The organism is Sphingomonas sp. ABOLE (assembly GCF_003950455.1).
Lineage (GTDB): Bacteria > Pseudomonadota > Alphaproteobacteria > Sphingomonadales > Sphingomonadaceae > Sphingomonas > Sphingomonas trueperi.
The window spans coordinates 21,165-47,504 of sequence record NZ_QQWY01000010.1 but is presented as its reverse complement, the minus strand read 5'-3'; the positions used below and the strand labels follow the sequence as shown (position 1 = coordinate 47,504).

The following is a 26,340-nucleotide window of genomic DNA, read 5'->3' as shown; positions in this document are numbered from 1 at the left end:
CCTGACCATATGACCACGCTTTCGCGCGCGACGCTCGCCGGGCTTCCTGCCGGCATCCTCCGCCCCGGCCACGACCTGGCCGCGATCCGCACCGGCATCGTCCATTTCGGGCCCGGCGCCTTCCACCGTGCCCACCAGGCGGCGTTCATCGACAAGGTGCTGGACAGCGATCCGCGCTGGGGCATCGCCGCGGTGTCGCTGCGCAGCGGGACGACGACGGATGCGCTGAAGGCGCAGGATGGGCTCTACACGCTGGCGGTGATCGACCGCGAGCCCTCCACCCGCATCATCGCCGCGCATTCGGACGCGATCGGCCCGGGCGAGGGTGCCCGCCTGCGCGCGCTGCTCGCCAGCCCCGAGGTGCGGATCGCCACCAGCACGGTGACCGAGAAGGGCTATTGCCTGGGCGGCGACGGCACGCTCGACATGAATCACCCCGACATCGTCCATGATCGCGCGCGTCCGGAAGAGCCGGCAAGCGTGATCGGCTGGATCGTCACCGGGCTCGCCGATCGTCGCGCGGCCGGCGTGGCGCCCTTCGCGATGCTCTGCTGCGACAACATGACGGGCAATGGCGGCAAGCTCCGCGCCGCCTGCGTGGCGCTGGCGCGCGAATGGGATGCGGATCTGGCCGACTGGATCGCGGCCGAAGTCGCGTTCCCGGATTCAATGGTCGATTCGATCACGCCGGCCAGCGACGCGGCCTTTCTCGCCACGGTGGCGGACGCGCTCGGCGTCGAGGACAAGGCGGCGGTACAGCGCGAATCCTTCACCCAATGGGTGCTGCAGCGCTTCGACATGGCCGACGGCCCGGACCTCGCCGCGGCCGGCGTGACGCTGACCAGCGACGTGCGCGGCTATGAGCAGGCCAAGCTGCGCATCCTCAACGGCAGCCATTCGAGCCTCGCTTATATCGGCCTGCTGCTCGGCCACGAGACGGTGTTCGAGGCGATGTCGGACGAGGCGCTGGGCGGCTTCGTCACGCGGCTGGCGCATCAGGACATCGCGGCGTCGCTGGGCCCGGTCGATGGGCTGGACGTGCCCGGTTATGTCGATGCGGTGCTCGATCGATTCCGCAACCCGGCGATCCGGCACCTGCTGGCGCAGATCGCCTGGGATGGCTCGCAGAAGCTGCCGTATCGGCTGCTGGACACGACGGCGGCGGCGCTGGATGCCGGGCGGTCGGTCGAGCGGTTGGTGGTGCCGGTGGCGGCGTGGATCGCGTTTCTCGGCAACAAGGCCAAGGCGGGCGAGACGATCACCGACCCGCTGGCGGATGTCCTCGCTGCGGCGGCGACCGATGCGGCGCCGGTAGAGGCGGTGCTGGCGCTGCGCCAAGTCTTCCCGGCGCGGGTGGCCGAGGATGCGCGGTATCGCGAGGCGCTGGGCGCGGCGTTCTCCGCGATCCAGGCGGGCAAGCTCGGCGACTTGCTCGCGGGCTGATCCTCCTTCTTCTTCTAAATCCCCCTCCCGCAAGCGGGAGGGGGGAAGAAGTGGCTATCGCGCCTGCCGCCGGGTGTAGAGATACAGCCCCGCGGTGATCGCCAGGAACAGCGCCGTGCCGCCCGCCAGCGCCACGCCCGCAAAGCCTGGCCCGACCAGCGCGAGCGGAGACTCGCTCCCCGTCTCGTACACGATGCCCGCGTAGAGCACCCCGAACAGGCTGTCGCCGACGATCATGCCCGTCGCCATTAGCACGCCCATCCGCTTGACGAACTCGGGGTCGCGGGCGCGCTCGGCGGCACGGTCGTAGAACCAGCCGATCACCGCGCCGACCACCACGGTCAGCGTCACGCCCATCGGCAGGTAGATGCCGAGGCCCACCGCGAGCGGCGGCAGGCGCAGCTTGGTGGTGCGCGCCAGCAGCTCGTCGACCAGGATCACGCCCGCGCCGATCAGCGCGCCCACGCCGATCAGGTCCCAGCGCAGGTCGCCGCCCAGCACGCCCTTGGCGAGCGACGAGATCAGCGCCGCCTGCGGGGCCGGCAGCGCGTCGGCGCTGGCACCCGCCACGCCGGCAAAGCCGAACGAGGCGTTGAGCACGCTCAGCACCGGCGGGATGACCAGGCTGCCGAAGATCACGCCGAAGATCAGTGCGACCTGCTGCTTCCAGGGCGTCGCGCCGACCAGCTGGCCGGTCTTGAGGTCCTGCAGATTGTCGTTGGAGATGGTCGCCACGCCGAACACGATGCCGGTGACGATCAGCGCATAGGCGATCAGCGCCTGGGTGGTGTCGGGGTCGAGATTGCGGCCATACAGCCCCACCAGCATCAGCGAAGCCGCGACGACCGAGAGGATGCCGATCCCCGAGACTGGGCTGTTCGACGCGCCGATCAGGCCCGCCATATAGCCGCACACCGACGCGATCACGAGCCCGACGACCAGCACGAACGCCAGCGACCCCGCCACCAGCAGCCCCGCCGAGGCGGAGAGCGGGCCCGCCGCCAGCACGCTCCACAGCAGCCAGCCGATCGGCAGCAGCATGCCGAGCGTGACGATCGCGACGATGCCGATCGGCAGGTCGCGCTCGCCGATCGCCACGGCCGCACCGCCGCGCGCAGCGGCAGACGCTGCCAGCGACGAGCGGATGCCGCCGATCACCGGCCCGATGATCTTGAGCAAGGTCCAGATCGCCGCCATCCCGATCGTGCCCGCGCCGAGAAAGCGCACATCGCTGCGGAACACGGCGTTCGCCACTTCCTCCGCCGCGCCGGGCATCCCGGCGCTCAGAATCGGCAGCGCGATCCACCAGCCGATCGCGATGCCGACCAGGATGGCGATGCCGACGGTGAGACCGATCAGGTGCCCCGCGCCGATCAGCGCGAACTGCAGCCCGCCGATGACGCCGGTCGAGCCCGCGCCCGCCTTGAAGAACAGCGCGCCCTCCTCGGCCGCCAGCCGCATCCGCGTGACCAGCGCGAAGCCCGCCGCCGCGACCGCGTTGACCACGATCACCTTCAGCCCGCGCGCGCTCTCTTCCGCACCCTCGCGGCTGCCGGCACCGACCTGCAGCACCTCGGCGGCGGCGCGGCCCTCGGGATAGGGGAGGTCGGGCGAGTCGACCACCAGCGCACGCCGCAGCGGCACCGAGAACATCACGCCGAGGATGCCGCCGAACATCGTGATCGCGGCGGTCTCGACATAGGGGAAGCCGTTCCACCAGCCGATCATCACCAGGCCCGGCAGCACGAAGATGATCGCGGCCAGCGTCCCCGCCGCGCTGGCGACGGTCTGGACGATATTGTTCTCGAGGATGGTCGAGCCGGGGAAGAATCGCAGGATCGCCATCGAGATCACCGCGGCGGGGATCGAGGTGGCGAAGGTCAGCCCGATCTTCAGGCCGAGATAGACATTGGCGGCGGTGAACAGCAGCGTGATCGCGCCGCCGAGCAGCACGCCGCGCAGCGTGAGTTCAAGCGGCGCGCGGGCAGGGGCTATGGCCATGCGCTAGAGGCTCCGAATGGGGGTGGGGGCGGGGCGTGCGAAACCGCGCCACCGCTGCACGCAGTGGCCCATCCGGATCAGCATGGGCGCCCTCGCCGTCGCATGGCCGGCACCGTGGCACCGGCGGCTCCGAAAGGACAGGCTTTTCCGGCTGTTCAGCCGCGGAACAGCCCGCCCAGCACCCCGCGCACCACCTGCCCCAGCACCCCGCCGCCGCCCTTGCTGCCGAACACCGCCTTGCTGACTTCGTTCGCCACCGCGCGGCCCGCCGCCGACGAGGCCGAGCGCGTGGCCGAGCGGATCGCGCGGTTGAGCGGGTTGTTCGCAGCCTCGCGCTCGGCGGCGATGCGGGCGCGTTCCTCCTCCTTGGCGCGGCGCGCGTCTTCCTTGGCTTGCGCGGCGGCGGCCTTTTCCGCAGCGTCTCGCGCCTGGGCCTCCGCGGCAGCGGCGCTCGCCTCGGCGCGCTTGGCGGCGAGCAATTCCTCGGCGGATTCGCGGTCGATCGCGGTGTCGTAGCTGGCGCCGACCGCATCGGTCTCGACCAGGATCTTGCGCTCGTCCGCCGCCAGCGGGCCGACCCGCGAGGCGGGCGGGCGGATCAGGGTGCGCGATACCGGTGCGGGCGATCCGTCCGCCTGGAGCAGCGAGACCAGCGCCTCGCCTACCGCCAGCTCGGTGATCGCGGTCGCCACGTCGAGCCCGGGGCTGGCCCGGAAGGTCTCGGCGGCGGCGCGGATCGCCTTCTGGTCGCGCGGGGTGAAGGCACGCAGCGCATGCTGGACGCGGTTGCCCAGCTGGGCGGCCACATCCTCGGGGATGTCGATCGGATTTTGCGTCACGAAATAGACGCCGACGCCCTTGGAGCGGATCAGCCGCACCACCTGCTCGATCTTCTCGAGCAACGCCTTGGGCGCATCGTCGAACAGCAAATGCGCCTCGTCGAAGAAGAAGACGAGCACCGGCTTGTCGGGATCGCCGATTTCGGGGAGCGTCTCGAACAGTTCGGAGAGCAGCCAGAGCAGGAAGCTGGCATAGAGCCGCGGGCTCGCCATCAGCTTGTCGGCGGCGAGGATGTTGATCACGCCGCGGCCGCTATCGTCGTGCGCCAGGAAATCCTGGATGCTGAGCGCCGGCTCGCCGAAGAAATGGCTGCCGCCCTGGCTGCGCAGCTGGAGCAGCTGGCGCTGGATCGCGCCGACGCTCTGCTTCGAGACATTGCCATAGGTCGTCGAAAGTTCGTCCCCGCGCTCGGCGCAGTGCGCCAGCATCGCCTGCAGGTCGTCGAGGTCGAGCAGCAGCAGCCCCTCGGCATCGGCGACGTGGAAGGCGATGGTCAGCACGCCTTCCTGCACCTCGTTGAGGTCCATCAACCGGGCGAGCAGCAGCGGGCCCATTTCGGAGACGGTGGCGCGGATCGGGTGCCCCTGCTCGCCGAACAGGTCCCAGAGCTGCACCGGCATCGCCTGGTATTTCCAGTCGCTGTCGCCGATCGCTTCCGCCCGCGCGGCAAAGGCGGCATGCGGCTTGGCGAGCGGCGACCCGGCCATGCCGAGCCCGCCCAGATCGCCTTTCACGTCGGCCACGAACACCGGCACGCCGGCGGCGGAGAAACCCTCGGCCAGGCCCTGCAGCGTCACCGTCTTGCCGGTGCCGGTCGCCCCCGCGATCAGCCCGTGGCGATTGGCGCGGCGCAGGTTGAGTTCGATCCGCGCCTCCCCGGCCGCTCCAACGAAAAGGCCCGTCTCTTCCGCCATTTCCCGCTCCTTTGTGGAGGCGCAGCCATAGGGAAGAAACGGGCCTTGGTCAGCCGTTTTGCGGCAAATCAGTTCCCGGCGAGACCGACCGGGATATAGTTGCCGATGTTCTTGCGCTGGATGTAGAGGACCACCTGCTTGCGGCCCGCTGCCTTGGCGGCCGCGGCGACCTTGCTGAGGTCTGCTGCGGTGCGCACCGGCTGCTGGTTGATCGAGACGATCACGTCGCCGCGCTGCAGGCCCTTGCCGGCCGCATCGCTGCTCGGGTTGACGCCGAGGATCACCACGCCGCCGATCGAGGGATCGACGCCGATCGAGCGCGCGATCTGCGGGGTCAGCGGCGTGACGCCGATGCCGAGCAGCGCGGTGGGCGCGGTGGCGGCGCTGCCGCCGTTGTCGCCATCATCGCCGTCGGTGCCGTCCTGGTCGCTCGGATCGAACTGGGCGAGCTGCTCTTCCGGCGGGCGGGTGCCGACGGTGACGTTGACGGTCTGGCGCTTGCCGTCGCGGATCAGCTCGATCGGGATACGCGTGCCCGGGGTGACGTTGCTGACGATGTAGGACAAGGTCTGGTCCGGGGTCACGTCCTTGCCGTTGACCTTGACGATCACGTCGCCCTGCTTGATCCCCGCCTTCTCGGCCGGCTGGCCCGGCTCGACGCGCGCGACCAGCGTGCCGCGGTCCGACGGCAGGCCGAAGCCGGCCGCCAGGTCCTTGGTCAGGTCCTGCATCGCGATGCCGAGATAGCCGCGGGTGATCGTCTGGCCCTTCATCAGCTTGTCGATGATCGGCTTGGCTTCCTCCGCCGGGATCGCGAAGCCGATGCCGACATTGCCGCCGGTGGGCGAGAGGATCTGCGAGTTGATGCCGATCACGTTGCCGTTCAGGTCGAACATCGGGCCGCCCGAATTGCCGCGGTTGATCGAAGCATCGGTCTGGATGAAGCGGTCATAGGCGCCGGTGCCGGTGACGCGGTGCGTCGCCGAGATGATGCCGGAAGTGACGGTGCCGCCCAGGCCGAACGGATTGCCGATCGCCAGGATCCAGTCGCCGACGCGGGCGCGGGCCGAATCGCCGAACTTGACGAAGGGCAGGTTCGCGCCGTCGATCTTGAGCACCGCGAGGTCCGACGCCTGATCATGGCCGATCAGCTTCGCCTTGAAATCGCGCCCGTCGGCCAGCGTGACGGTGATCGATTCGACTACCGCGCCCTGCGCACCCGCCGAGATCACATGGTTGTTGGTGACGACATAGCCGTCGGCCGAGATGATGAAGCCCGAGCCGAGCGACTGCGCCTCGCGCGTCACCGACTGGCCCTGGCCCAGGCCGAACATCTCGAACGGCGTGCCGGCGAACGGATTGGCGTTCACCTTCACGCGCTGCGTGGTCGAGATGTTGACGACCGCCGGCTGGAGACGGGCAACGAGATCGGCGAAGCTCATCGGCGCGCCGGCCTTGGGGGCCATCGCCTGGATGGTGCCCGGCTCGTTCTGCGCGGTCTGCGCGCCGGCGGGCTGGTTGAGCGAGAGCGCGGTGGCGGCGCCACCCAGCAGGATCGCGGTAGTCAAGGCGTAGGCGTAACGCACGGGGTCATTTCCTCTCGAAAGGAATGGTGTTCGTCTCAAACCGCGCTTCTACCCAGCGCGGCTGAACCTGATTTGAATATGAACGAGCGGACAGACTCATCGTTGCCCGGTGAACTCCCGCAGATAGGCGTTGTTCGGCGACAGGATGATCTGGCTCTCGCCCTTGGCGTCCGGGCTCAGGAAGGTGGTCCGGTACGACTGCATCGCGCGGTAGAAGTCGTAGAATTGCGGATCCTTGTTGAACGCCGCCGCATAGATCTGCGCCGCCTGCGCCTGCGCGTTGGCACGGATGATCTGCGCGTCCTTGAGGCCTTGCGCCTTGATCGTCTCCGCCTCCTGGCGGCGCGCGGTGGCCATGCGGGTGAGCGCGCTGGTCAGCGGCGAGCCCGAGGGCAGCTCTGTCTGCTTGATCCGCACGTCGACGATCTGCACGCCATACTGGCTGGCGAGCCGCTGGAGCGAATCCTGGACATTGTCCATCACCTGGCCGCGCTCGGGGCTGAGCAGCGTGCTCGACCGGCGTTTGCCCAGCTCGTTGCGCAGCGACGAGCGCAGCAGCGGCTGGAGCTGTTCGCGCAGCCGCTCCTCGGTGCCCACCGTCACCACCATCCGCAGCGGATCGGTGACGCGGTAGCGGGCATAGGCGTCGATCTCCAGCCGCAGCTGGTCGGTCGACAGCACGGGCTCGTCGGGCAGGTCGACGTCGAGGATCCGCTTGTCGACCCACACCAGGCGGTCGACGAACGGGATGCGGAACACCGGGCCGGCATTGGTGCGGCCGAAGCCCTCGCCGGCCTTGTAGGCGTTGACCGTGCGGTACGGCTTCTCCAGCCGCAGCACGACGACCTGCTTGGTTTCCGGCACGATCGCCACGGTGCTCATCAGCACGATCAGCACGACGATCACGCCGACGACGAGCGCGATCGGGTTGCGGGCCCAGGCGATCACTTGGCGCCTCCCGAATTCTGCGCATCGGCCGGCGCATTGCCCCGGCGCAGCGCCGGCAGCGGCAGGTAGCTGTTCACGCCCGGTGCCTCGACGATCGTCTTGTTGGTGTTGGCCAGCACGGCCTCCATGGTTTCGTAATAGAGCCGGCGCTTGGTCACTTCGGGGGCCAGCTTGTACTGTTCGTAGATCTTGTCGAACTCGGCGGCCTCGCCCTGCGACGCGGCGATCACGCGCTGGGCATAGGCATTGGCGTTGTTGCGGTTCGATTCGGCTTCCTGCTGCGCGGCGGTGACGGCCTTGAAGTCGTCGTCGACCTGCGCGGGGGCGGCGGCCTTCTGGATCGCGACGCCCTGGATGCGAATGCCCGCGCCATATTCGTCGAGGATCTTCTGCATCGCCACCTGCGCCTCGGCTTCGATCTGCGAGCGGCCTTCGCCGATCGCGTCGTTGAGGCTGGTGGTGGAGATCACCGCGCGCATCGCGCTTTCCGCCGTGGCACGCACCGTCTCGCGCGGATCGGCGATCTGGAACACATAGGCCGAGGCGCTGCGCACGTCCCAGCGGACCGAATAGGCGAGGTCGACGATGTTCTGATCGCCGGTCAGCATCAGATTCTCGCCGCTGTTCGGGAAATTCTCGGTGCGGATGTTTCCGACATCGACGACGTCGACCAGCTGGAAGGGGGCGGGCAAGGTGAACTGGATGCCCGGATCGAGCGTGCCCGAATAGCGGCCGAGGAAGGTGACCACGCCCTTCTCGCGGGGCCCGATCGGGTGGATCGAGGTGTAGAGCACCCAAACCGCCAGCAAGCCGGCGATGATCAGCAGCCAGAGCCGCGCGCCGGTGGGCACGCCGGGGAGGCCACCGCTACCGCCGCCGCTGCGGGCCCGCCGCCACAGCTCGTCGAGCGCGCTGGGCGAACCGGCGCGCGAGCGCCGGCCCTCGGGCGGGACGGACCACGGGTTGCGCGGGCCCCCGCCATTGCCGTCATCCTTGTCCGAGCCGCCGCCCCAGGGGCTTTTCGGCGGCTCGTTGTGGAAGGTGCCGGACAGCGCGTCGCGGCCAGAACTATTCACCATGCCAACCTTTATAAGCAGGGCGACGCGGATTTACAGTGGCGTCGGACGATTGTGTACCTATGTGCCGCCGCATGACTGATCCGCAGGACCTTTCCGCCGCCCTCGCCCCCGTGTCCGCCGGCCGCGCCACGGTGCGCCTGGAGGGCGGCCGCGCCAATGTCGTGCTCGACGTGACCGGCCTCGCGCCCGAGACCCGCGACGCACTCGAAGCCGAGGTGCGCAGCGCCGCCGCCGCGCTGCCGGGCGTGGCCGAAGTGCGCATTCTTCTCACCAGCGAGCGGCGCACCCGCCGCATCCTCGCCGTCGCCAGCGGCAAGGGCGGGGTCGGCAAGTCGACCGTCGCCGCCAATCTCGCCATCGCGCTCGCGCGGCGCGGGCTCAGGGTCGGGCTGGTCGATGCCGACATCTACGGCCCCTCGCAGCCCAAGTTGCTGGGGGTCGAGGGCGTGAAGCCGCAGGCGCGTGACAAAGTATTGCTGCCGATCGAAACCCCGTTCGGGCTCAGGATGCTGTCGATGGGCGGGCTCGTCGCCGAGGGGCAGGCGATCGCCTGGCGCGGGCCGATGGCGGGCGGCGCGCTCGGCCAGATGGTCGATGCCGATTGGGGCGATACCGAGCTGCTCGTGCTCGACCTGCCGCCCGGCACCGGCGACGTGCAGCTGACGATGATCCAGAAGCACAAGCCCGCTGGCGCGGTGATCGTCTCGACGCCGCAGGACTTGGCGCTGATCGACGCGACCCGCGCGATCGACCTGTTCAACAAGGCCGGCGTGCCGATCGTGGGCCTCGTCGAGAACATGGCGGGCTATTGCTGCCCGCATTGCGGCGGTGTCTCCGATCCGTTCGGCAGCGGCGGGGCGGAGAAGGCGGCGGGGGCGCTGGGCATCCCGTTCCTCGCCCGCATCCCGCTGGCGATGGAAATCCGCGCCGCTTCGGATGCAGGCACGCCCCCCGCCGCCGGCGATACGGACTCTTCCGGATCCTTTGTAACGCTCGCCGATTCGGTCTATGAATGGCTAAAGAGGTGATGCATGCCGCTGACGCGTGACGAAGACATCCGCACCCTGCTCGAGGAAACGCGCACCATCGCGATGGTCGGCGCGTCCGATCGTCCCAATCGACCCAGCAATGGCGTGATGCTGCTGCTGCAGCGGCACGGCTACCGCGTCATCCCGGTCAATCCGCGCATTACCGGTGAACATATTCACGGCGAGTTCGTCTTCCGCGAGCTCGACCAGATCGGCGTGCCGCTCGACATGGTCGATATCTTCCGCAAGTCGGCGGATGCCGGCGCGGTGGTCGATGCGGCGATCGCGGCGGGTGCCAAGTCGGTATGGATGCAGCTCGACGTGATCGACCATGACGCCGCGGCCCGCGCCGAGGCGGCGGGGCTCAAGGTGGTGATGGACCGCTGCCCGGCGATCGAGATCCGCCGCCTCGGCCTGGCGCCGCTCGCCGCCGCCTGATCAGAGCGCGGCGAGCGCCGTGCGCAGCCGCGCCACGTCGCGGGTGTCCTGATAGAGGCCCAGCCCGATCCGCAGCACGTCGCCGCGCACGTCGGTGACGATCTCGTCCGCCAGCAGCGCCGCCTGCCACGCGGCCGCTTGCCGGCTGCGCAGCGCGACGAAACGCGCCTGCGGCGCCTCCGGCGCGGCGGGGTTGATCCGCTCGGCGTCGAGGGGCAAGTCCTCCAGCAGCTGCATCCGAAGCGGCGCGACATGGGCGTTGATCGCCGCCGTCGTCAGCCCCTCGCGCGCCAGCATCTCGCGCACCGCGACGAAGCGGTAGAGCCCCGACGGATCGAAGGTCGCGCCGAGGAAGCGGCGGGCGTCGGGCGCATAGCCGATCCGGCCCGGCGGCAGCGCGAGGTCCTCGAACTCGGCATACCAGCCGGTGATCTCCGGCCGCGGCCCGAAGCCGGGCGGCGCGTGGAGGAAGCCGACGCCTTCGCCCGCCATCGCGTATTTGTACCCGCCCGCGACGTAGAACACCCGGTCCGCCACCGCCGACAGGTCGGTCTCGACGGCCATGAAGCCGTGATAGCCGTCGATCAGCACCCAGGGGCCCTCGGGCCGCGCCAGCGCCGCGAGGTCGGCAAGCCCATCGAAGATACGACCGGTGCCGAACTGGACATGGCTCGCCACGATCAGGTCGAACCCGCCCGCTCGCGCCGTCGCGACGATCTCCCCCATCGGTACCCGGGTGACCACCGCCGCGCCCGACTCCTCCCAGCGCAGCGACTGGCGGCGGAAGCTGTGGAACTCGCCGTCTGTGGCGAGGATGCGCAGCGGCCTGCGCGGCGCCATGGCGGAGACGATCCGCAGCAGCAGCTCGTGCGTGTTCGACGCGAACACCACCGTCGACGGATCGGGCAGGTGCAGCTCGGCGGCGACATGCGCCTGGGCGGCGGGCCAGATTGCATCCATCACCCGGCCCCACTTCCGGTCGGCGAGCCGCGCGGCATCGTCCCACGCCGCCTGCTGGCCGAGCCACGAGGCGTCGGGCCAGAGGTGATGGCTGTGCGCGGCGAAGTGCAGCCGGTCGGGCGCGGCGGCCAGCGACCGCTGGAACAAATGCTTGAAGCTGCTCACAGGTCTGTCCGGAGCGACCAGAGTTCGGGAAAGGCGCGCTTGGCGAGCGTCGATTCGAGATAGGACACGCCCGGCGTGCCCCCGGTGCCCGGCTTGCCGCCGATCACCCGGCTGACGGTGAGGACGTGCTTGTGCCGCCAGGTCGCCATCGCGTCGTCGATATCGACCAGCTTTTCGGCCAGCTGGTACAGGTCCCAGTAGCGATTGGTGTCGCGGTACACCTGGCCCCAGGCGGCGCGGACCGCGTCGTTCGGCTGATAGGGTGTTGGCCAGTCGCGGCGCAGCACGGCATCGGGCAGCGCGAACCCGGCGGCGGCGAGCGCGGCATTGGCATCGTCCCACAGGCTCGGCAGCGCGGCGGCCTCGTCGGTCAGCGGCCCCGGCACCCCGCCGCCGCGCAGGCCCAGCATCGTCTCGACCGCGCGGAACTGGTCCGACTGGAAGCCCGAGCTGCCGCCGAGCACCGAGCGAAAGCGGGTATAGTCGCTGGGCGTCATCGTCGCGAGCACGTCCCAGCTCAGCGTCATCACCGCCTGGATGCGGCTCACCCGCGCCAGGCCCTTATACGCCTCGATCAGCTTGCCCGCGCGGACCAGCCCCTTGGCGAGGTGCAGCTCGGCGAGGATCTGCTTGAGCCACAGCTCCTTGGTCTGATGGATGATGATGAACAGCAGCTCGTCATGCCGGTCCGACAGCGGATGCTGGGCGGCGAGCAGCTGGTCGAGGGCGAGATAGCGCCCATAGGTCATGCCTTCGGTCATGGCGGCGACGCTAGCAGCGGGGCGGGAAACGGCAATGGGGGGGCGTGTAGCCGCACACGCGAGCTTTTCCCGCGCCAGAACCGGCGGATGTCGGCGGAGAGTGGCTGTCCGGCTCGTGCGCGGCAATCTCGTCAGACGCCCTTACGGACGTGAGATTGATTCACAGGAAGGGACGGGTCTTCATGAGGGCGCTGGCATTTAGCCGCCGCGACTGCATTCTCCCACCGTTCGTAGTTTTCGGAGCTCTCCGGCGGCGACGAGTGGCAGATTTCTGGCTCTTGGCGGTGACAGCCTGAGGCCGCAATCAGCGCCACCTCCATGAGTGCTTTGCAGACCCATCTCATCCCAGCAGTGTCACATGTGGCACGGTCTAGCGGCAAGTGGTGGGAAGCTGCCGTCCGTTGTAAGCAGCCGTGATGACCGAGGATAGCGCCACTACCGAAGAATTTCGCCGCGATTGGGCGCGGTATCACTCGACCTGCCTGCCGCTAGGATGGATGCTCCGCAACAGGGAAGGATCGCCATGGGTTCGGTTTCACGCCCTTCCCGGTTCCAAGAGGTACGCAGACAACAAAGCGGAACGGGGCATCATTCTTTCGCGAGCGTATGCTTTGGGCGACTCGTTGCTCGGGGCGGACCAGTGGTGCTGGGTTGTTGAGGGTGAGATCGGTGATCCCTCTGCAACGAGCGAGGTAGCGTATTCTGGGACCGAGACCGATGATCCCGACGATCCCGTTTGGAGCTTTTCCGTCCGCCGCGAACGTTGGCGGGCGGGAGCGAGCGATGCCAAGCTGCTGTCAATTGCTGACGACGCGCCACGGCGGGTGATCTGGATGAGGTGCGAAAATGGTGCGGTGTTTGCGCCCTACGATGGCGGCTTCGATCTGTTTCCAACCTCGTGGGAAGCCGTGAACCAGTTGCAGGCGGCATGGCCCGACTGGCTCTCCGATCATCCTGCGGGACTTTGACGATCGATCTAAGAGTGGGCTCTGGGCGAAAGCTGCCGGCCCTTTGGCGCCGACCCTTCGGAACCGTTACCGCTACCACCACCCGCTCCCCTACCAACGTCCCCTTTCCCTCCCCGCCGCACCGCGCTAAGGCCCCTCGCGAATCTTCGCATTCGCAGCACCCCCGACGGTGCGCCCGCGTGGCCTATAATGGGCTGCGTCCACCGAGCGCCCGGCGGACCTAATTAGGGAAAGGACCCCGCGCCTCATGACCGCCATCGGCAACGATACGCTCGGCACGCGTGACTCGCTCACCGTCGCCGGCAAGACCTACAGCTTCTACTCGCTCCCCAAGGCGGCGGCGAAGCTCGGCGACGTCAGCCGCCTGCCCTTCTCGATGAAGGTGCTGCTGGAGAACATGCTCCGCTTCGACGACGGCGTGACCGTCACCCCCGAGGATGCCCAGGCCATCGTCGACTGGCAGCAGAACCCCAAGGCCCCCAGCCGTGAGATCCAGTATCGCCCTGCGCGCGTGCTGATGCAGGACTTCACCGGCGTGCCCTGCGTGGTCGACTTGGCGGCGATGCGCGACGCGATCACCAAGCTCGGCGGCGACGCGGCCAAGATCAACCCGCTGGTGCCGGTGCACCTCGTGATCGACCACTCGGTGATGGTCGACGAGTTCGGCACGCCCCAGGCGTTCGATGACAACGTCAAGCTCGAGTACGAGCGCAATGCCGAGCGCTACGAGTTCCTCAAGTGGGGCTCCAAGGCGCTCAACAATTTCTCGGTGGTCCCGCCGGGCACCGGCATCTGCCACCAGGTGAACCTCGAATATATCGCCCAGTCAATCTGGTCGTCGGTCGCGCCCGATGGTGCCACGATCGCCTATCCGGACACGCTGGTCGGCACCGACAGCCACACCACCATGGTCAACGGCCTGGGCGTGCTCGGCTGGGGCGTGGGCGGCATCGAGGCGGAAGCCGCGATGCTCGGCCAGCCGGTGTCGATGCTGATCCCCGAAGTCGTCGGCTTCAAGCTCACCGGCAAGCTGGCCGAGGGCATCACCGCGACCGACCTGGTGCTCACCGTCACCCAGATGCTGCGCGCCAAGGGCGTCGTCGGCCGCTTCGTCGAGTTCTACGGCCCCGGCCTGCACGCGATGACGCTCGCCGATCGTGCGACCATCGCCAACATGGCGCCGGAATATGGCGCGACCTGCGGCTTCTTCCCGATCGACGACAAGACGCTCGACTATATGCGCCTCACCGGCCGCAGCGAAGAGAATGTCGCGCTGGTCGAAGCCTATGCCAAGGCGCAGGGCATGTGGCACGGCGAGGATGCGGTGGAGCCGATCTTCACCGATACGCTCGAGCTCGACATGTCGACCGTGCGTCCGTCGCTCGCCGGCCCGAAGCGTCCGCAGGACCGCGTCAGCCTCGACAGCGTCGACGAAGTGTTCAACGGCGACCTGACCAAGGTGTACAAGAAGGAGCAGCCCGCGCGCGTTGGCGTCGAGGGTCGCGACCATGACATCGGCGACGGCGACGTGGTGATCGCCGCGATCACCAGCTGCACCAACACCTCGAACCCGTCGGTGCTGATCGCCGCCGGTCTCGTCGCCCGCAAGGCGCGCGAAAAGGGCCTGACCCGCAAGCCGTGGGTGAAGACCTCGCTCGCCCCGGGCTCGCAGGTGGTCACTGATTACCTCAACAAGGCCGGCCTCACCGAGGATCTGGACGCGATCGGCTTCAACCTGGTCGGCTATGGCTGCACCACCTGCATCGGCAACTCGGGTCCGCTCGCCGAGCCGATTTCGGCCGCGATCAACGGCAACGACATCGTCGCCGCCTCGGTGCTGTCGGGCAACCGCAACTTCGAGGGCCGCGTCTCGCCGGACGTCCGCGCCAACTTCCTCGCCTCGCCGCCGCTGGTCGTCGCCTATGCGCTGAAGGGCACGGTGACCGAAGACATGTACGAGACGCCGATCGGCACCGGTTCGGACGGCAACCCGGTGTTCCTCAAGGACATCTGGCCCTCGAACGAGGAGATCCAGGGCCTGATCAACGCCAACATCGACGACGAGATGTTCCGTTCGCGCTACGGCAACGTCTATCTCGGCGACAGCCACTGGCAGGGCATCTCGGTGACCGTGTCGGACACCTATGCCTGGCCGACCAGCTCAACCTACATCCACAACCCGCCCTATTTCGAGGGCATGTCGATGACCCCGGCACCGGTGCAGGACATCGTCGACGCCAAGCCGCTGGCGATCCTGGGCGATTCAATCACCACCGATCACATCTCGCCCGCCGGCAGCATCAAGGCGGATTCGCCCGCGGGCGCGTTCCTCCAGTCGCACCAGGTCGCCAAGAAGGACTTCAACAGCTACGGCGCGCGCCGCGGCAACGATGAAGTCATGGTCCGCGGCACCTTCGCCAACATCCGCATCAAGAACGAGATGGTGCCGGGCGTCGAAGGCGGCATGACCAAATATGCCGGCGAAGTGATGCCGATCTACGACGCCGCGATGCGCCACAAGGCGGACGGCACCGCGCTCGTCATCGTCGCGGGCAAGGAATATGGCACCGGCTCGTCGCGCGACTGGGCGGCGAAGGGCACCAACCTGCTCGGCGTGCGCGCGGTGATTACCGAGAGCTTCGAGCGTATCCACCGCTCGAACCTGGTCGGCATGGGCGTGCTGCCGCTGCAGTTCGCAGACGGCGTGACCCGCGAGACGCTGAAGCTGGACGGCTCGGAAACCTTCACCATCACCGGCGTCGCGGGTCTCCGCCCGCGCCAGGACGTGGAAGTGAAGCTGACCCGCGCCGACGGCTCGTCGGAAACCTTCCTCACCCGTTGCCGGATCGATACCGTCAACGAGCTGGAATATTTCCTCAACGGCGGCATCCTGCACTACGTGCTGCGCAAGCTCGCGGCCTGATCCGTCGCGAACCGCTAAAGACCGGCGTCCTCCGCAGGGAGGGCGCCGGTTTTTTTGTGCCTATGGTCCTTGTGCCAAAGTATTCACGAACGTGAAGATGTGTGATGTTCTTGTGACACAAGGTTTCACCAAAACAAAAAATTGTAACATTTCCCGCTTGACCGGGTGCCGCTGCCTCCATCACCTTGGTTAACGATCGGTAAACCGGGATTCGGTGCGATCGAAGTCATCGACCAAAATGGGGGTTCGGATGAAGACGACGAAGATCAAGGCGCTGCTCGCGACTGCCACGGCATTCGGACTGGCGATTACTGCGGCACAACCTGCGGCCGCGCAGACGAAGATCGTGCTCAACGACATCGGCGGCGTGACCGGATCGCCGGCGGAACTCGGCTTCAAGATCGCCGCGAGCTATTGGGAAAGCGTGCTCACCAACAACGTCACGCTGCACTTCGACGTCGGCTTCGCCAAGCTGGGCCCCAACATTCTGGGCGGTGCCAGCAGCAACCTCTACACCAATGTCGGGATCGACAGCTATTATGGCGCGCTCGCGGCCACCGGCACGTCGGCGCTGGACGCGAGCGTGCTCTCGCATCTCGCGCCGCTCAGCGGCTCGGGGAGCGTGTCGGCGATCGTGCCCAACTACGCCCAGCCCGCGACCCTGGACGGCGTCGCCGCCACGGGCACGCGCCTCACGCCGGATGGCAAGGCGATCAGCAACACCATGGCGCTCAGCACCGCCAATGCGCAGGCGCTGGGGGCTGCGGCGGCCGCGGTGGACGGCACGATTCGGTTCTCCAGCGATTTCGCGTTCGACTTCAATCCCACGGACGGGATCCAGGCCGGCACCATCGACTTCGTCGGCGTCGCCATCCACGAGATTGGCCATACGCTGGGCTTCCTAAGTGGCGCGGACGATTTCGATTATTCGGTCGGCTCGGGGTTCAAGACCGACAATTACTGGTGGGCCTATGCGCTCGACCTGTTCCGCTACAGCGGCGACGGCGAGCTGAACTGGGCGTTCGACCAGCCCTCCTATTTCTCGATCGACGGCGGCGCGACCGCCTTCCAGGGGGATGCCTATTTCTCGACCGGCGAGAATAATGGCGATGGCTGGCAGGCGTCGCACTGGAAGGCGAACAACACCTGCAGCAACTATGTCGGCGTGATGAATCCCTATACCTGTTTCGGGCAGATGGACGAAGTCACCGCCGCCGATCTCGCGCTGATGGATGCGATCGGCTGGAACCTGAACGTCGATGTCCTCGCCAACGGGGGCTATAACTTCACCACCAAGGATGTCGCCCAGGCCTGGATCGCCGCCGGCGGCGCGGTGCCGGAACCGGAAAGCTGGACGATGCTGATCCTCGGCTTCGGCGCGATCGGCGGCATGATGCGCTATCGCAACCGTTCGCGGCAGGTTCGCTTCGCCTGACAGGCATGCTATAACGTATTGGACGGCCTCGCTTCTTCGGAAGCGAGGCCGTTTTTTGTGGTACGTTATGTCGGCCGATCCGTCCGTTTCGCACCCAGCTTCGCTTTTCCGTTGCCCGCATTCCGCGCAAACTGTGCGCCAGAAATGCCGCGCTCGGGCGGCGGGGAAGGGCTCTGATGCGCATGGGGACGCTACAGCTATTTGCCGCCAGCGCGGTGGCGCTGCTGGCGCTTGCGACGCCGGCCGGAGCGCAGACTCATATCATCCTGCACGACATCGGTGGTGTAACGGGTTCGCCGGCCGACAGGGCATTCAAGATCGCGGCGAGCTATTGGGAATCGGTCCTCACCAACAACGCGACGATTCACATCAATGTCGGATTCCAGGCGCTCGACCCAGACGATCTGGGAGGGACCAGCTTCCGCTATTATGATGGCATCACCATCGCCAGCTACCAGAATGCGTTGGCGGTGACGGGTACCACCGCCCTGGATGCGCAGGCCGCGAGCCACTTCCAGCCGCTGAGCAGCGCCGGCACGCCGACCGTGCTGATCCCCGCCTATGACGACCCCGTTAAAAAGGACGGCGTCGCCACCGCGGGCACGCGCGTCGCTCCCGACGGCAGCATCATCGGCAGCACCATCGCGCTGACCGGGGCCAATCTGAAGGCGCTGGTGAACAATGTGAGTGGCCTGGATGCGGAGATCATCTTTTCGAGTGTGCAGGCGTTCGACTTCAACCCGGCGGACGGGATCAGTGCCGGAAGCTACGACTTCATCGGTACGGCAATCCACGAGATCGGGCATGCACTGGGCTTTACCAGCGGCGTCGACACGTTCGACAATGTCGTGGGTCCGGTCCAGCGTATCGACAACATTCCGGTTGCTTATGGGATGGACCTGTTCCGCTACTCCGCCCCCGGCCAACTCGACTGGGGATTCAATGCACCCGCTTATTTCTCGCTCGACGGCGGGGCGACGGCGCTTGGCGGTAACGCCTATTTCTCGACCGGCGAATATAATGGCGATGGCTGGCAGGCCTCGCACTGGAAGGTCGTAGGCGGCTGCACCGGCTTTATCGGGATGATGAATCCCTATTCGTGCGATGGCACGGTCGATGTGGTGACGGCGGCCGACCTGGCGGTATTCGACGCGATCGGCTGGAACCTGAACGTCAACCTGTTGGCAAACCCAACATATCAAATGTCGACGGCGCAGATCTACCAAGCGTACAATATCGCGCACCCGTTCGGAACTTTTGCGCCCGTGCCGGAGCCGGCGGCGTGGGCAATGCTCATCGCGGGCTTCGGCTGCGTCGGCATGGCGAGGCGCTACTCGATCTCCAAGCTTCGCGATCAGCGTTTGGTGCTGAGGATTCCGCTCGCCTTTTTGGTACCGGTCGTGGCCGGCGTGCTGATGGGGGGATTGTAGACCGAGCGACGGCCTATGGGGCACGTCGCCGTTGCCCTGGCTGCGGTCGAGCCGGGCCCCGCGGTGCTCCGCGAAGCCCGGTGCCGCTCAGCGGCCGATGCCGAGCAGTTCGATCTTGAACAGCAAGGTCGCGCCGCCCGGGATCGGGCCTTTACCCTGGAAGCCATAGCCCAGCTCGGCTGGGACCGCGATTTCGATGGTATCCCCCACGCCCATCAACGGTACGGCGATCTGCCAGGCGCGGATCAGCCGGTCGAGCGGAAAGCGCGCGGGCGGGCCGCCGTACGAGCTGTCGAACTCGCTGCCGTCGACGAAGGTGCCGGCATAGTGCAGCGTCACCATGTCGCTGACGCTCGGGTGCTGGCCCGAGCCGTCGCCCTTCACCCGCCGCCAGCGCAGGCCGCCTTCGAGCACGCGCCAGCCCTGTGCCGAGCCGCGGCTGGCGAGTGCAAGCGACTGGGCGCTCTGCCAGCGCAGATCCTGCGAGCGATCGACCGGGGCTTCCTGCGCCATGGCGGGGACGGCGAACAGCAGTGCCGCCGCTGCGAGCAGTGCGCGCGCCATCAGCCTAGCACCCGGCCGGCAACGGCGTCGAGCTTCGCCAGCAGCTGCGGATCGCGGCCTGAGGGGGCGGTGATCAGCGCCATGTCGAGGCAGGTGTCGATCGGCGAGGGCGCGCGTTCCTCGGGCAGGTTGCGCAGCAGGTGCATCACCATCTTCCGGGCCTTCTCCGCATTGTTCGAGAGCTGGGCGATCACTTGCGCCACGTCCACCGCTTCCTCGCCTTCGCGCCAGCAGTCATAATCGGTGACCATGCCAACCAGCGCATAGGGCAGCTCCGCCTCGCGGGCGAGCTTGGCCTCGGGCATCGCGGTCATGCCGATGATGTGGCAGCCCCAGCTGCGGTAGAGGTTGCTCTCGGCGCGGGTCGAGAATTGCGGGCCTTCCATCGCCAGATAGGTACCGCCGACATGGGTGGTGGCACCCGCCGCCTGCGCCGCCTCGGCCGCCAGCGCAGAGAAGCGCGGGCACACCGGATCGGCCATCGACACATGCGCGACCATGCCGGTGCCGAAGAAGCTGGAGGGACGACCCTTGGTGCGATCGATGAACTGGTCGGCGATGGTGAAGGTGCCCGGCGCGCGCTCCTCGGCCAGCGAGCCGACCGAGGAAACCGCCAGCACGTCGGTGACGCCCAGCCGCTTCAGCACGTCGATATTGGCCGGCACGTTGAGGTCCGAGGGGCTGATGCGGTGGCCGCGGCCGTGGCGGGGCAGGAACACCACCTTCACATGCCCGACATGGCCGACGAAGCAGGCATCCGATGGCGTGCCCCAGGGGCTCGCCACCTCCACCCATTCGCCGTCCTCGATGCCCTCGACATCGTATAGGCCCGAACCGCCGATGATTCCGATCGTCCAACCGCTCATGCGCCACCCTTTGCTGCGTTGCGGCGGGCATAGGCGAAATAGACGACGAGACCCAAGAGGTTCCAGCAGCCGAACCAGAGTTGAGTCTGGGTCGGCAGGCTGAGGAAGAGGTAGAGGCAGCCGAAGATCGCGCCGAGCCCGACGACCCAGGCGGCCGGGGTGCGGAACGGGCGGGCGAGATCGGGTGCGCGGCGGCGAAGCACCAGCAGGCACAGGCCCACCGCGGCGAAGGCGGTGAGAGTGCCGGCATTGGCGAGCGCCGCGATCTCGTCGATCGGGAGGAAGGCGGCGAAGACGCTGACGATGGCGGCGGTGAACAGCGTGATCCGAACTGGCGACCCGCGGCGCGAGACCTTGGCGAGGCTCTTGGGGAGTAGCCCGTCGCGCGCCATCACGAAGAAAATGCGGCTCTGGCCGAACAGAAAGCCCAGGATCACGGTGGGCAGCGCGATGATGGCGCTCAGCGCCAGGAACTTGGCGACGCCTGGCTGGCCGATCTCGCGCAGGATCAGCGCCAGCGGCTCGGGGCTGTCGGCGAAGCGCGTGTAGGAAAGCGCGCCCACCGCGGCGAGGGCCACGATCATGTAGATGGCGACGCACACCACCATCGATCCGACGATGCCGATGGCGAGATCGCGGCCGGGATTCTTGGCTTCCTCGGCAGCGGTAGATATCGCGTCGAAGCCGTAGAATGCGAAGAAGATGATCGCGGCAGCGGCCATCATGCCGCGCTCCACCCCGTCGCTCGCATGCTTGGCGAAGCCGAACGGCGCGAACGGGTCGAAATTGGCGGCATCGAAATAGGGCAGGGCGACCACGACGAAGACGGCGAGCGCGACGAGCTTCACCGCGACGAGGATCGCGTTGAGCGTCGCGCTTTCGCGGGTGCCGAGGATCAGCAACCCGGCGACCAACCACACGACGAACAGCGCCGGCACGTTGACGCCCCAATGCGCCACCTGTCCGGCGACCATCTGCGGGCCGTGGGTGAGCTCTGGCGGTACGCCCATCCCGAGCAGGAACGGCGTCGCATAGCCCGACCAGCCGACCGCGACGGTGGCGACGACGAGGGTGTACTCCGCGAGCAGGCTCCAGCCAACCACCCAAGCGACGATCTCGCCGAGGGCCACATAGCTATAGGTATAGGCGCTGCCCGAGGTGGGAATGCTCGTCGCCAACTCGGCATAGGCGAGCGCGGCGCAGGCGCAGATCGCGCCTGCCACGACGAAGGACAGGATCACGGCGGGCCCTGCCCGGTCCGCGCCGACTCCGATCAGGGTGAGAATGCCCGTGCCGACGATCGCGCCGACCCCCAGCGCCACCAGATGATACCAGCTCAGCGTACGCGCCAGGCGATGCCCGTGCGGCTGGTCTTCCGCTGCGGTAATGGGTTTCAGACGGAACAGACTGGCCATGGATCCTCCCCTTTGTTCTTGGCCCGGCGGTGATAGCGGGGTGGGGGGATGGGGCAAGCCTATGTCCCTCCCGCTTCTTTACGCCCCTCCCGCCTGCGGGAGGGGCGGGGGGAGGGTGTGTCGTGGAGGTTCTTTCCTGGACGGTGTCGCCCGCTACCCTTACACACCCTACCCTAACCCCTCCCGCAGGCGGGAGGGAAACTAGAAGAAGGGTCGCAGGAAGCCGGAAGAACGGCGCCGCTTACTGCTGGCTGCAGCTCGTCAGCTTCGCCGCCTCGGACGACTTGGCGACCGCATCGCCTTCCTTCACCTGGTAGAGCTGCGGCCAGCGCTTGCCGGTGACGAACAGCCGCTTGGTCGCCGCGTCGTAGGCGACGCCGTTGGCGACGTTATCGGTGCCGCGGTCCTTCGGGCCCAGGTCGCTCACGTCGAGGAAGCCGGTGACCTTGCCGCTGACGGGGTCGATCTTGGCGATCAGGTTGGTCTGCCAGATATTGGCGTAGATCTGCCCGTCGACCCATTCGAGCTCGTTGAGATTGGCGACCGGGCAGCCATTGGCGGTCACCCGCAGCGTCGAGGTGACCTGCATCGAGTTGGGGTCGAGGAAGCGCAGCACGGGCGTGCCGTCGCTCATGATGATCGCCTTGTCGTTGCGCGTCAGGCTCCAGCCTTCGCCGGTATAGGAGAAGGTGCCGCGCGGCTCGAACTTGTCGAGGCCGTAGATGAAGCCGGTCTTGTCCTGCCAGGTGAGCTGGAACAGCTTGTCGCCCCAGGCGACGATGCCTTCGCCGAAATAGGGGGCGGGAAGCGAGGTTTCCTGCTGCACCTTGCCGGTGGCGGGGTCGAGCTTGCGGATCACCGATTCGCCGATCTGGCCGGTGCTCTCGTACATCGCGCCCTTCTCGAAGAAGAGACCTTCAGTGAACGATCCGGTATCGTGCGGCAGCGTCGCGACGGCGACGGCGCGCACCACGGGAATGCCGCTCGGCTTGATCCGGGTGAAGGCGAAGGCGGCGCCTCCGACCAGCACGATCGCGGCCAAGACCACCAACAGGATGCGCTTCATCGGAACCTCTTCGCTTCTACGTGCCACCACCCAAGCCGAAGCCGGGCGGCCGTGTAAACCCCTGGCGCGCCAGATCGCTTCGGCCATGATGCTGCCATGGCGGCAGGATGCCGCCCTGCCGCCACGTCGATCAGGCTTAACATCGTCGAAATTTTTGTTCGCCCTCGGTGTGGATCGGCCGTGAAGGCATCGTCTTTCGATCGAGTGGGGAGGAACTGGTCAAGCCAGGAACCAGGCGGCGGCAAACACTTAGCTGCCGTTCTGGTTCTGGAGTCGGTCCCCTGCGTCCATTCGAACCGACGGGATGCTCGCAGCGATGTTTCTGGATTTTTCGAAGGACCCGTTCGGCTGGCGGCCGCAAGGTCCGGATCTGCATTGGACCGTGCTGATCCCGTTCTTCAACGAGCGCGACTATCTTCCCGCGACGATCCAGAGCCTCGCGCAGCAGACCACGAGGTGCACGCTGGTGCTGGTCGACAATGGTTCGAACGATGGCAGCGCCGAGGTGGCCGAGGCATGCTGCCGGGCGAACAAGCTCGACTATCTGCTGATCACCGAACGCACGCCGGGCAAGGTCGCTGCGCTGCGCGCAGGACTCGGCTGGGTGCGCACCCGCTGGGTGGCGACCTGCGATGCCGACACCGTCTACCCGCCCCATTATCTCGCGGCGGCGGAGGCGATTCTCTCGCGTCCCGGGCATGTCGTCGCCGGTGCCTTTTATATCGCACGAGAGACCGACGTGCGCGCCCGGATCCGCGAGGCGCGACGCTTCCTCACCGCCGCGCGGTTGCTGCCCGGGCAATGCCATGCCGGCGGTGCGGGCCAGGCCTTCTGCACGCGCAGCCTGCGCGCGGCGGGCGGCTTCGATGCCGCGCGCTGGAACTTCGTACTCGAGGATCACGAGGTGATCCACCGCGTGATGCGCAAGGGGCGCATGGGCTATTCGGGCGAGCTCTGGTGCACGCCGAGCCGCCGCAAGCGCGACCGCGATTCGATCCGCTGGACGCTGTTCGAACGGCTGCTCTACTCGGCCACCGCGCCGATCGCGGGCGACTGGTTCTTCTACGTCTTTCTCGCACGACGGCTGCAGCGCCGCCGCCTGCTGAGCAATCGCATTCGCGAGCGCCAATATCAGCATCTCGAAGGACCGGTACGTGTCGCGTCTCATTCTCTGCTCTGACGATTTCGCCTATTCGCCGGCGATCAGCGCCGCGATCGTCACCCTTGCCCAGGCCGGCAAGATCAACGCGGTCAGCTGCATGGCGCTGATGCCCGGCTGGGCGGAGGATTCGCGGCTGCTGGCGGACCTGCCGGCGCATGTCGAGATCGGGTTGCACCTGACGCTCACCGAGGAGGCACCGCGTACCGCGATGCCACGCTTCGCACCCGGCGGGCGGATGCCGGCGATTGACCCGCTGACCCGCATGGCGGGGCGCTGGGCGGTGCCGCTCGACGAAGTGGCGATGGAGATTTCCGCCCAGTTTGACGCCTTCTTCGCGGCGATGCGGCGCCCGCCCGCCTTCGTCGACGGCCACCAGCACGTCCATGCGCTTCCCGGCATCCGCGATCTGGTGCTGGCGGAAACGGTCGCGCGCGCGCCCGGTGCCTGGGTGCGCGATTGCACCGACAGTCCGCTGGCGATCCTGCGCCGTCCCTTTTCCAGCAAGGCGATCGGCAGCGCCTGGCACAGCCGGGGGTTGCGCAAGGCTGCCGCGGCACTGGGATTGCGCACCAATCGCGGCTTTTCCGGTCATTACGACTTTCGCGGCGACTATGCCGCGCTGTTCCCGCGTTTCCTCCGGGGGCCGGGGCCGATGCATCTGGTGATGTGCCATCCCGGTGCCGGCGAACGCGCCGGCGACCGTATCGCCGCAGCACGCATTGTCGAAGCCAAGGCCTTGCACCGGCTGCCGATCGCCGACATGGCTGGTGCCGAGGGACTGGCGTTTCCGGCCTGACCCTCGCGGGGATCGGGAAGGCGTGGGTGACGACGGGCTGAAGGCGGTGTTCCTGGCGCAGCGGCCGATGCTGCTGCGCCTGCTCGCTGCGCGGCTGGGGAATCGGGACGACGCCGAGGATGCGCTGCAGGACATGTGGCTGCGGATCGACCAGCTGGCGGAGCAGCCGATCGCCCAACCTGCCGCCTTTCTCTTCCGCGTCGCCGCCAACCTTGCCACCGATCGGCGTATCGCCGCCGGCCGCCGCGGCAGCCGCGATGCCGGCTGGATGGAGACGCAGCCGGGCGCCGAGGAGGTGCCCGATGCCGAGCGTACCCTCGTCGCCCGCAGCGAGTGGCAGGTGGTGGAGGAGACGATCGCCGAGATGCCCGAGCGAATGGCGACCGCGCTCCGCCTGTTCCGGATCGAGGAGCGCCCGCAGCGCGCGATCGCCGAGCAGCTGGGGATCACGGTGAGCGGCGTCGAGAAACTGCTGCAACGTGCATACCGGAAAATTCAGGAACGACTCGATTCCGGAGGTGCGGGTTCGGCCGGGCTGAATCGTCTCGATCATGAAAGGGGTTCCGACCGTGCAGGTTGAGACGGCAGACGCGATCGAGACGGCGATTGCCTGGCAGCTGCGGCTGGCGGAGGCAGACGAGGCCGTGTGGGCCGCATTCGTCGCCTGGCTGGAGGAAAGCCCCGCGCATGCCGCGGCCTATGATCGTGTCGCAGCGGCGGACCGGCTGGTTGCAGAGGTCCGCTTCCCCGAGCCTGCGCCCGTGGCGGAGAACGACAATTTGCCCGCCCCGCGCCGCTGGCTCTGGTGGACGGGCGGTGCAGCGGCGGCCGCGGCGCTCGCGATCGCGGTGGTGCCGACGATCCAGCCGCGCGCGCAGACCTATCAGATCGCCACCCGTGACGGCGAGCGCCGGACGATAGCTTTGGGCGACGGCACCCGGATCGAGCTGAGCGGCGGCACTCGGCTGACGCTGGACCACGCCAATCCGCGCGTCGCGACGCTCGATCGGGGCGAGGCGCTGTTCCATGTCCGGCACGACACGGCCGCGGCGTTCATGCTCAAGGTCGGCGACGTGGCGGTGCAGGATCTCGGCACCGTGTTCAACGTGACGCACCTGGGCGACCGGATGAGCGTCGCGGTCTCCGAAGGGTCGGTGGCGTTCCAGCCGGGCGGTACGGCGGTGACGCTGCGCGCCGGCGATGCGCTGTCCGCGCGCGACGATGGCGGCGATGTGACGCGTACCCGCGTAGCGCCGGCCCTTGTCGGCGGCTGGCGCAATGGGCGGCTGAGCTTTGCCGGCCAGCCCCTGCACGAGGTTGCAGGGGCACTGAAACGGCTTTACGGCACCGACATCGCCCTGCGGGGCACGCTGTCGGAAAGGCCGTTCACCGGTGTCGTTCATTTCTCGGGCGTCGCCGATCGCGATGTGCCGCGCCTTGCCGAATTGATCGGGGCGACGTGGCGTCGTGACGGGGGGCAGTGGATATTGGCGGAGCAGGGGCCGAGAACCCCTTAGTCTCGCGGCCCTTAGTCTCGCGCTCGCCCTGGCGC

Annotated in this window: 22 protein-coding genes; 11 read left to right on the top strand and 11 right to left on the bottom strand. The window is 67.7% G+C overall.

The annotated features are described in order from the left end of the window. Positions 1 to 9: 9 nt before the first annotated feature. Entirely contained in the window at positions 10 to 1,443 is a 1,434-nt protein-coding gene (locus CA234_RS08105) for a mannitol dehydrogenase family protein (RefSeq protein WP_126001327.1), read from the top strand. Positions 1,444 to 1,497: 54 nt separating this feature from the next. Here the strand turns inward: CA234_RS08105 and CA234_RS08100 are convergent, their stop codons facing one another. From CA234_RS08100 to CA234_RS08080, 5 genes are all read right to left on the bottom strand, one after another. Beyond that, entirely contained in the window at positions 1,498 to 3,444 is a 1,947-nt protein-coding gene (locus tag CA234_RS08100; RefSeq protein ID WP_126001326.1) for an oligopeptide transporter, OPT family, read from the bottom strand. A 155-nt stretch (positions 3,445 to 3,599) separates the two neighbouring features. Then, positions 3,600 to 5,198: a helicase HerA-like domain-containing protein gene (locus CA234_RS08095; RefSeq protein WP_126001325.1), complete on the bottom strand. Its 1,599-nt coding sequence runs from the start codon at positions 5,196 to 5,198 to the stop codon at positions 3,600 to 3,602. A gap of 68 nt (positions 5,199 to 5,266) precedes the next feature. Beyond that, positions 5,267 to 6,784: a Do family serine endopeptidase gene (locus tag CA234_RS08090; RefSeq protein WP_125975085.1), complete on the bottom strand. Its 1,518-nt coding sequence runs from the start codon at positions 6,782 to 6,784 to the stop codon at positions 5,267 to 5,269. Between the two features lie 96 nt (positions 6,785 to 6,880). Then, entirely contained in the window at positions 6,881 to 7,732 is an 852-nt protein-coding gene (locus tag CA234_RS08085) for a protease modulator HflC (protein ID WP_206431126.1), read from the bottom strand. Next, positions 7,729 to 8,811, bottom strand: coding sequence for a protease modulator HflK (locus tag CA234_RS08080; RefSeq protein WP_126001324.1), 1,083 nt, complete (start codon positions 8,809 to 8,811; stop codon positions 7,729 to 7,731). The genes CA234_RS08085 and CA234_RS08080 overlap by 4 nt, the downstream gene beginning before the upstream one ends. A 71-nt stretch (positions 8,812 to 8,882) precedes the next feature. Here CA234_RS08080 and CA234_RS08075 point away from each other — a divergent pair, with 71 nt between their 5' ends. Further along, a complete protein-coding gene (locus CA234_RS08075; RefSeq protein ID WP_125975091.1) occupies positions 8,883 to 9,839 on the top strand; it encodes a P-loop NTPase in 957 nt (318 codons plus the stop codon). Positions 9,840 to 9,842: 3 nt separating this feature from the next. Beyond that, entirely contained in the window at positions 9,843 to 10,277 is a 435-nt protein-coding gene (locus CA234_RS08070; RefSeq protein WP_126001323.1) for a CoA-binding protein, read from the top strand. On the opposite strand, the gene CA234_RS08065 is transcribed toward CA234_RS08070, so the two are convergent. Both CA234_RS08065 and CA234_RS08060 read right to left on the bottom strand, forming a co-directional pair. Further along, positions 10,278 to 11,402 (bottom strand): aminotransferase class V-fold PLP-dependent enzyme, encoded by a 1,125-nt coding sequence (locus CA234_RS08065; RefSeq protein ID WP_126001322.1) that lies wholly within the window; start codon positions 11,400 to 11,402, stop codon positions 10,278 to 10,280. It abuts the gene before it with no gap. After that, positions 11,399 to 12,163, bottom strand: a complete 765-nt coding sequence (locus tag CA234_RS08060; protein ID WP_126001321.1) for a tryptophan 2,3-dioxygenase family protein — start codon at positions 12,161 to 12,163, stop codon at positions 11,399 to 11,401. Before CA234_RS08060 ends, CA234_RS08065 begins: the two co-directional genes overlap by 4 nt. A gap of 416 nt (positions 12,164 to 12,579) precedes the next feature. Between CA234_RS08060 and CA234_RS08055 the strand changes: the two genes are divergently transcribed. The 4 genes from CA234_RS08055 to CA234_RS08040 all read left to right on the top strand — a co-directional run bounded on the left by CA234_RS08055 (position 12,580) and on the right by CA234_RS08040 (position 18,919). After that, the gene (locus tag CA234_RS08055; RefSeq protein WP_126001320.1) at positions 12,580 to 13,131 is read left to right on the top strand and encodes a hypothetical protein; all 552 of its coding nucleotides are present in this window, start codon (positions 12,580 to 12,582) and stop codon (positions 13,129 to 13,131) included. Positions 13,132 to 13,378: 247 nt separating this feature from the next. Next, positions 13,379 to 16,054, top strand: a complete 2,676-nt coding sequence (acnA, locus tag CA234_RS08050) for an aconitate hydratase AcnA (protein WP_126001319.1) — start codon at positions 13,379 to 13,381, stop codon at positions 16,052 to 16,054. 250 nt (positions 16,055 to 16,304) lie between these two features. Beyond that, positions 16,305 to 17,489, top strand: a complete 1,185-nt coding sequence (locus CA234_RS08045; protein WP_126001318.1) for an NF038122 family metalloprotease — start codon at positions 16,305 to 16,307, stop codon at positions 17,487 to 17,489. A gap of 176 nt (positions 17,490 to 17,665) precedes the next feature. Next, the gene (locus CA234_RS08040) at positions 17,666 to 18,919 is read left to right on the top strand and encodes an NF038122 family metalloprotease (protein WP_164521746.1); all 1,254 of its coding nucleotides are present in this window, start codon (positions 17,666 to 17,668) and stop codon (positions 18,917 to 18,919) included. Between the two features lie 87 nt (positions 18,920 to 19,006). Here the strand turns inward: CA234_RS08040 and CA234_RS08035 are convergent, their stop codons facing one another. From CA234_RS08035 to CA234_RS08020, 4 genes are all read right to left on the bottom strand, one after another. Beyond that, positions 19,007 to 19,483, bottom strand: coding sequence for an FKBP-type peptidyl-prolyl cis-trans isomerase (locus CA234_RS08035; RefSeq protein ID WP_125977563.1), 477 nt, complete (start codon positions 19,481 to 19,483; stop codon positions 19,007 to 19,009). Next, on the bottom strand, positions 19,483 to 20,349 hold the full coding sequence (locus CA234_RS08030) for an S-methyl-5'-thioadenosine phosphorylase (RefSeq protein ID WP_125977561.1): 867 nt from the start codon (positions 20,347 to 20,349) through the stop codon (positions 19,483 to 19,485). Before CA234_RS08030 ends, CA234_RS08035 begins: the two co-directional genes overlap by 1 nt. Continuing rightward, positions 20,346 to 21,764 (bottom strand): amino acid permease, encoded by a 1,419-nt coding sequence (locus tag CA234_RS08025; protein ID WP_125977559.1) that lies wholly within the window; start codon positions 21,762 to 21,764, stop codon positions 20,346 to 20,348. Before CA234_RS08025 ends, CA234_RS08030 begins: the two co-directional genes overlap by 4 nt. A 241-nt stretch (positions 21,765 to 22,005) precedes the next feature. Further along, positions 22,006 to 22,830 carry a glutaminyl-peptide cyclotransferase gene (locus CA234_RS08020; protein WP_126001317.1) on the bottom strand — a complete coding sequence of 275 codons (825 nt, stop codon included), beginning with the start codon at positions 22,828 to 22,830 and terminating at the stop codon, positions 22,006 to 22,008. Positions 22,831 to 23,146: 316 nt separating this feature from the next. On the opposite strand from CA234_RS08020, the gene CA234_RS08015 reads away from it, so the two are divergent. The 4 genes from CA234_RS08015 to CA234_RS08000 are packed head-to-tail and all read left to right on the top strand — an operon-like array spanning position 23,147 to position 26,305. Continuing rightward, complete coding sequence (locus CA234_RS08015; RefSeq protein ID WP_125977555.1) at positions 23,147 to 24,010, top strand: glycosyltransferase family A protein; 864 nt, start codon at positions 23,147 to 23,149, stop codon at positions 24,008 to 24,010. After that, on the top strand, positions 23,985 to 24,788 hold the full coding sequence (locus tag CA234_RS08010) for a ChbG/HpnK family deacetylase (RefSeq protein ID WP_125977553.1): 804 nt from the start codon (positions 23,985 to 23,987) through the stop codon (positions 24,786 to 24,788). The genes CA234_RS08015 and CA234_RS08010 overlap by 26 nt, the downstream gene beginning before the upstream one ends. 22 nt (positions 24,789 to 24,810) lie before the next feature. Continuing rightward, positions 24,811 to 25,368, top strand: coding sequence for a sigma-70 family RNA polymerase sigma factor (locus CA234_RS08005; RefSeq protein ID WP_125977551.1), 558 nt, complete (start codon positions 24,811 to 24,813; stop codon positions 25,366 to 25,368). Then, complete coding sequence (locus tag CA234_RS08000) at positions 25,358 to 26,305, top strand: FecR domain-containing protein (RefSeq protein WP_125977549.1); 948 nt, start codon at positions 25,358 to 25,360, stop codon at positions 26,303 to 26,305. The genes CA234_RS08005 and CA234_RS08000 overlap by 11 nt, the downstream gene beginning before the upstream one ends. The last annotated feature ends 35 nt before the right edge of the window (positions 26,306 to 26,340 follow it).

What these genes read in the sequence shown, in the direction of transcription:
- CA234_RS08105 (WP_126001327.1), top strand. Translation starts at nt 10, where the DNA reads ATGACCACGCTTTCGCGCGCGACGCTCGCCGGGCTTCCTGCCGGCATC.
- CA234_RS08100 (WP_126001326.1), bottom strand. Translation starts at nt 3,444, where the DNA reads ATGGCCATAGCCCCTGCCCGCGCGCCGCTTGAACTCACGCTGCGCGGC.
- CA234_RS08095 (WP_126001325.1), bottom strand. Translation starts at nt 5,198, where the DNA reads ATGGCGGAAGAGACGGGCCTTTTCGTTGGAGCGGCCGGGGAGGCGCGG.
- CA234_RS08080 (WP_126001324.1), bottom strand. Translation starts at nt 8,811, where the DNA reads ATGGTGAATAGTTCTGGCCGCGACGCGCTGTCCGGCACCTTCCACAAC.
- CA234_RS08075 (WP_125975091.1), top strand. Translation starts at nt 8,883, where the DNA reads ATGACTGATCCGCAGGACCTTTCCGCCGCCCTCGCCCCCGTGTCCGCC.
- CA234_RS08070 (WP_126001323.1), top strand. Translation starts at nt 9,843, where the DNA reads ATGCCGCTGACGCGTGACGAAGACATCCGCACCCTGCTCGAGGAAACG.
- CA234_RS08060 (WP_126001321.1), bottom strand. Translation starts at nt 12,163, where the DNA reads ATGACCGAAGGCATGACCTATGGGCGCTATCTCGCCCTCGACCAGCTG.
- CA234_RS08055 (WP_126001320.1), top strand. Translation starts at nt 12,580, where the DNA reads ATGACCGAGGATAGCGCCACTACCGAAGAATTTCGCCGCGATTGGGCG.
- acnA (WP_126001319.1), top strand. Translation starts at nt 13,379, where the DNA reads ATGACCGCCATCGGCAACGATACGCTCGGCACGCGTGACTCGCTCACC.
- CA234_RS08045 (WP_126001318.1), top strand. Translation starts at nt 16,305, where the DNA reads ATGAAGACGACGAAGATCAAGGCGCTGCTCGCGACTGCCACGGCATTC.
- CA234_RS08040 (WP_164521746.1), top strand. Translation starts at nt 17,666, where the DNA reads ATGCGCATGGGGACGCTACAGCTATTTGCCGCCAGCGCGGTGGCGCTG.
- CA234_RS08035 (WP_125977563.1), bottom strand. Translation starts at nt 19,483, where the DNA reads ATGGCGCGCGCACTGCTCGCAGCGGCGGCACTGCTGTTCGCCGTCCCC.
- CA234_RS08030 (WP_125977561.1), bottom strand. Translation starts at nt 20,349, where the DNA reads ATGAGCGGTTGGACGATCGGAATCATCGGCGGTTCGGGCCTATACGAT.
- CA234_RS08025 (WP_125977559.1), bottom strand. Translation starts at nt 21,764, where the DNA reads ATGGCCAGTCTGTTCCGTCTGAAACCCATTACCGCAGCGGAAGACCAG.
- CA234_RS08020 (WP_126001317.1), bottom strand. Translation starts at nt 22,830, where the DNA reads ATGAAGCGCATCCTGTTGGTGGTCTTGGCCGCGATCGTGCTGGTCGGA.
- CA234_RS08015 (WP_125977555.1), top strand. Translation starts at nt 23,147, where the DNA reads ATGTTTCTGGATTTTTCGAAGGACCCGTTCGGCTGGCGGCCGCAAGGT.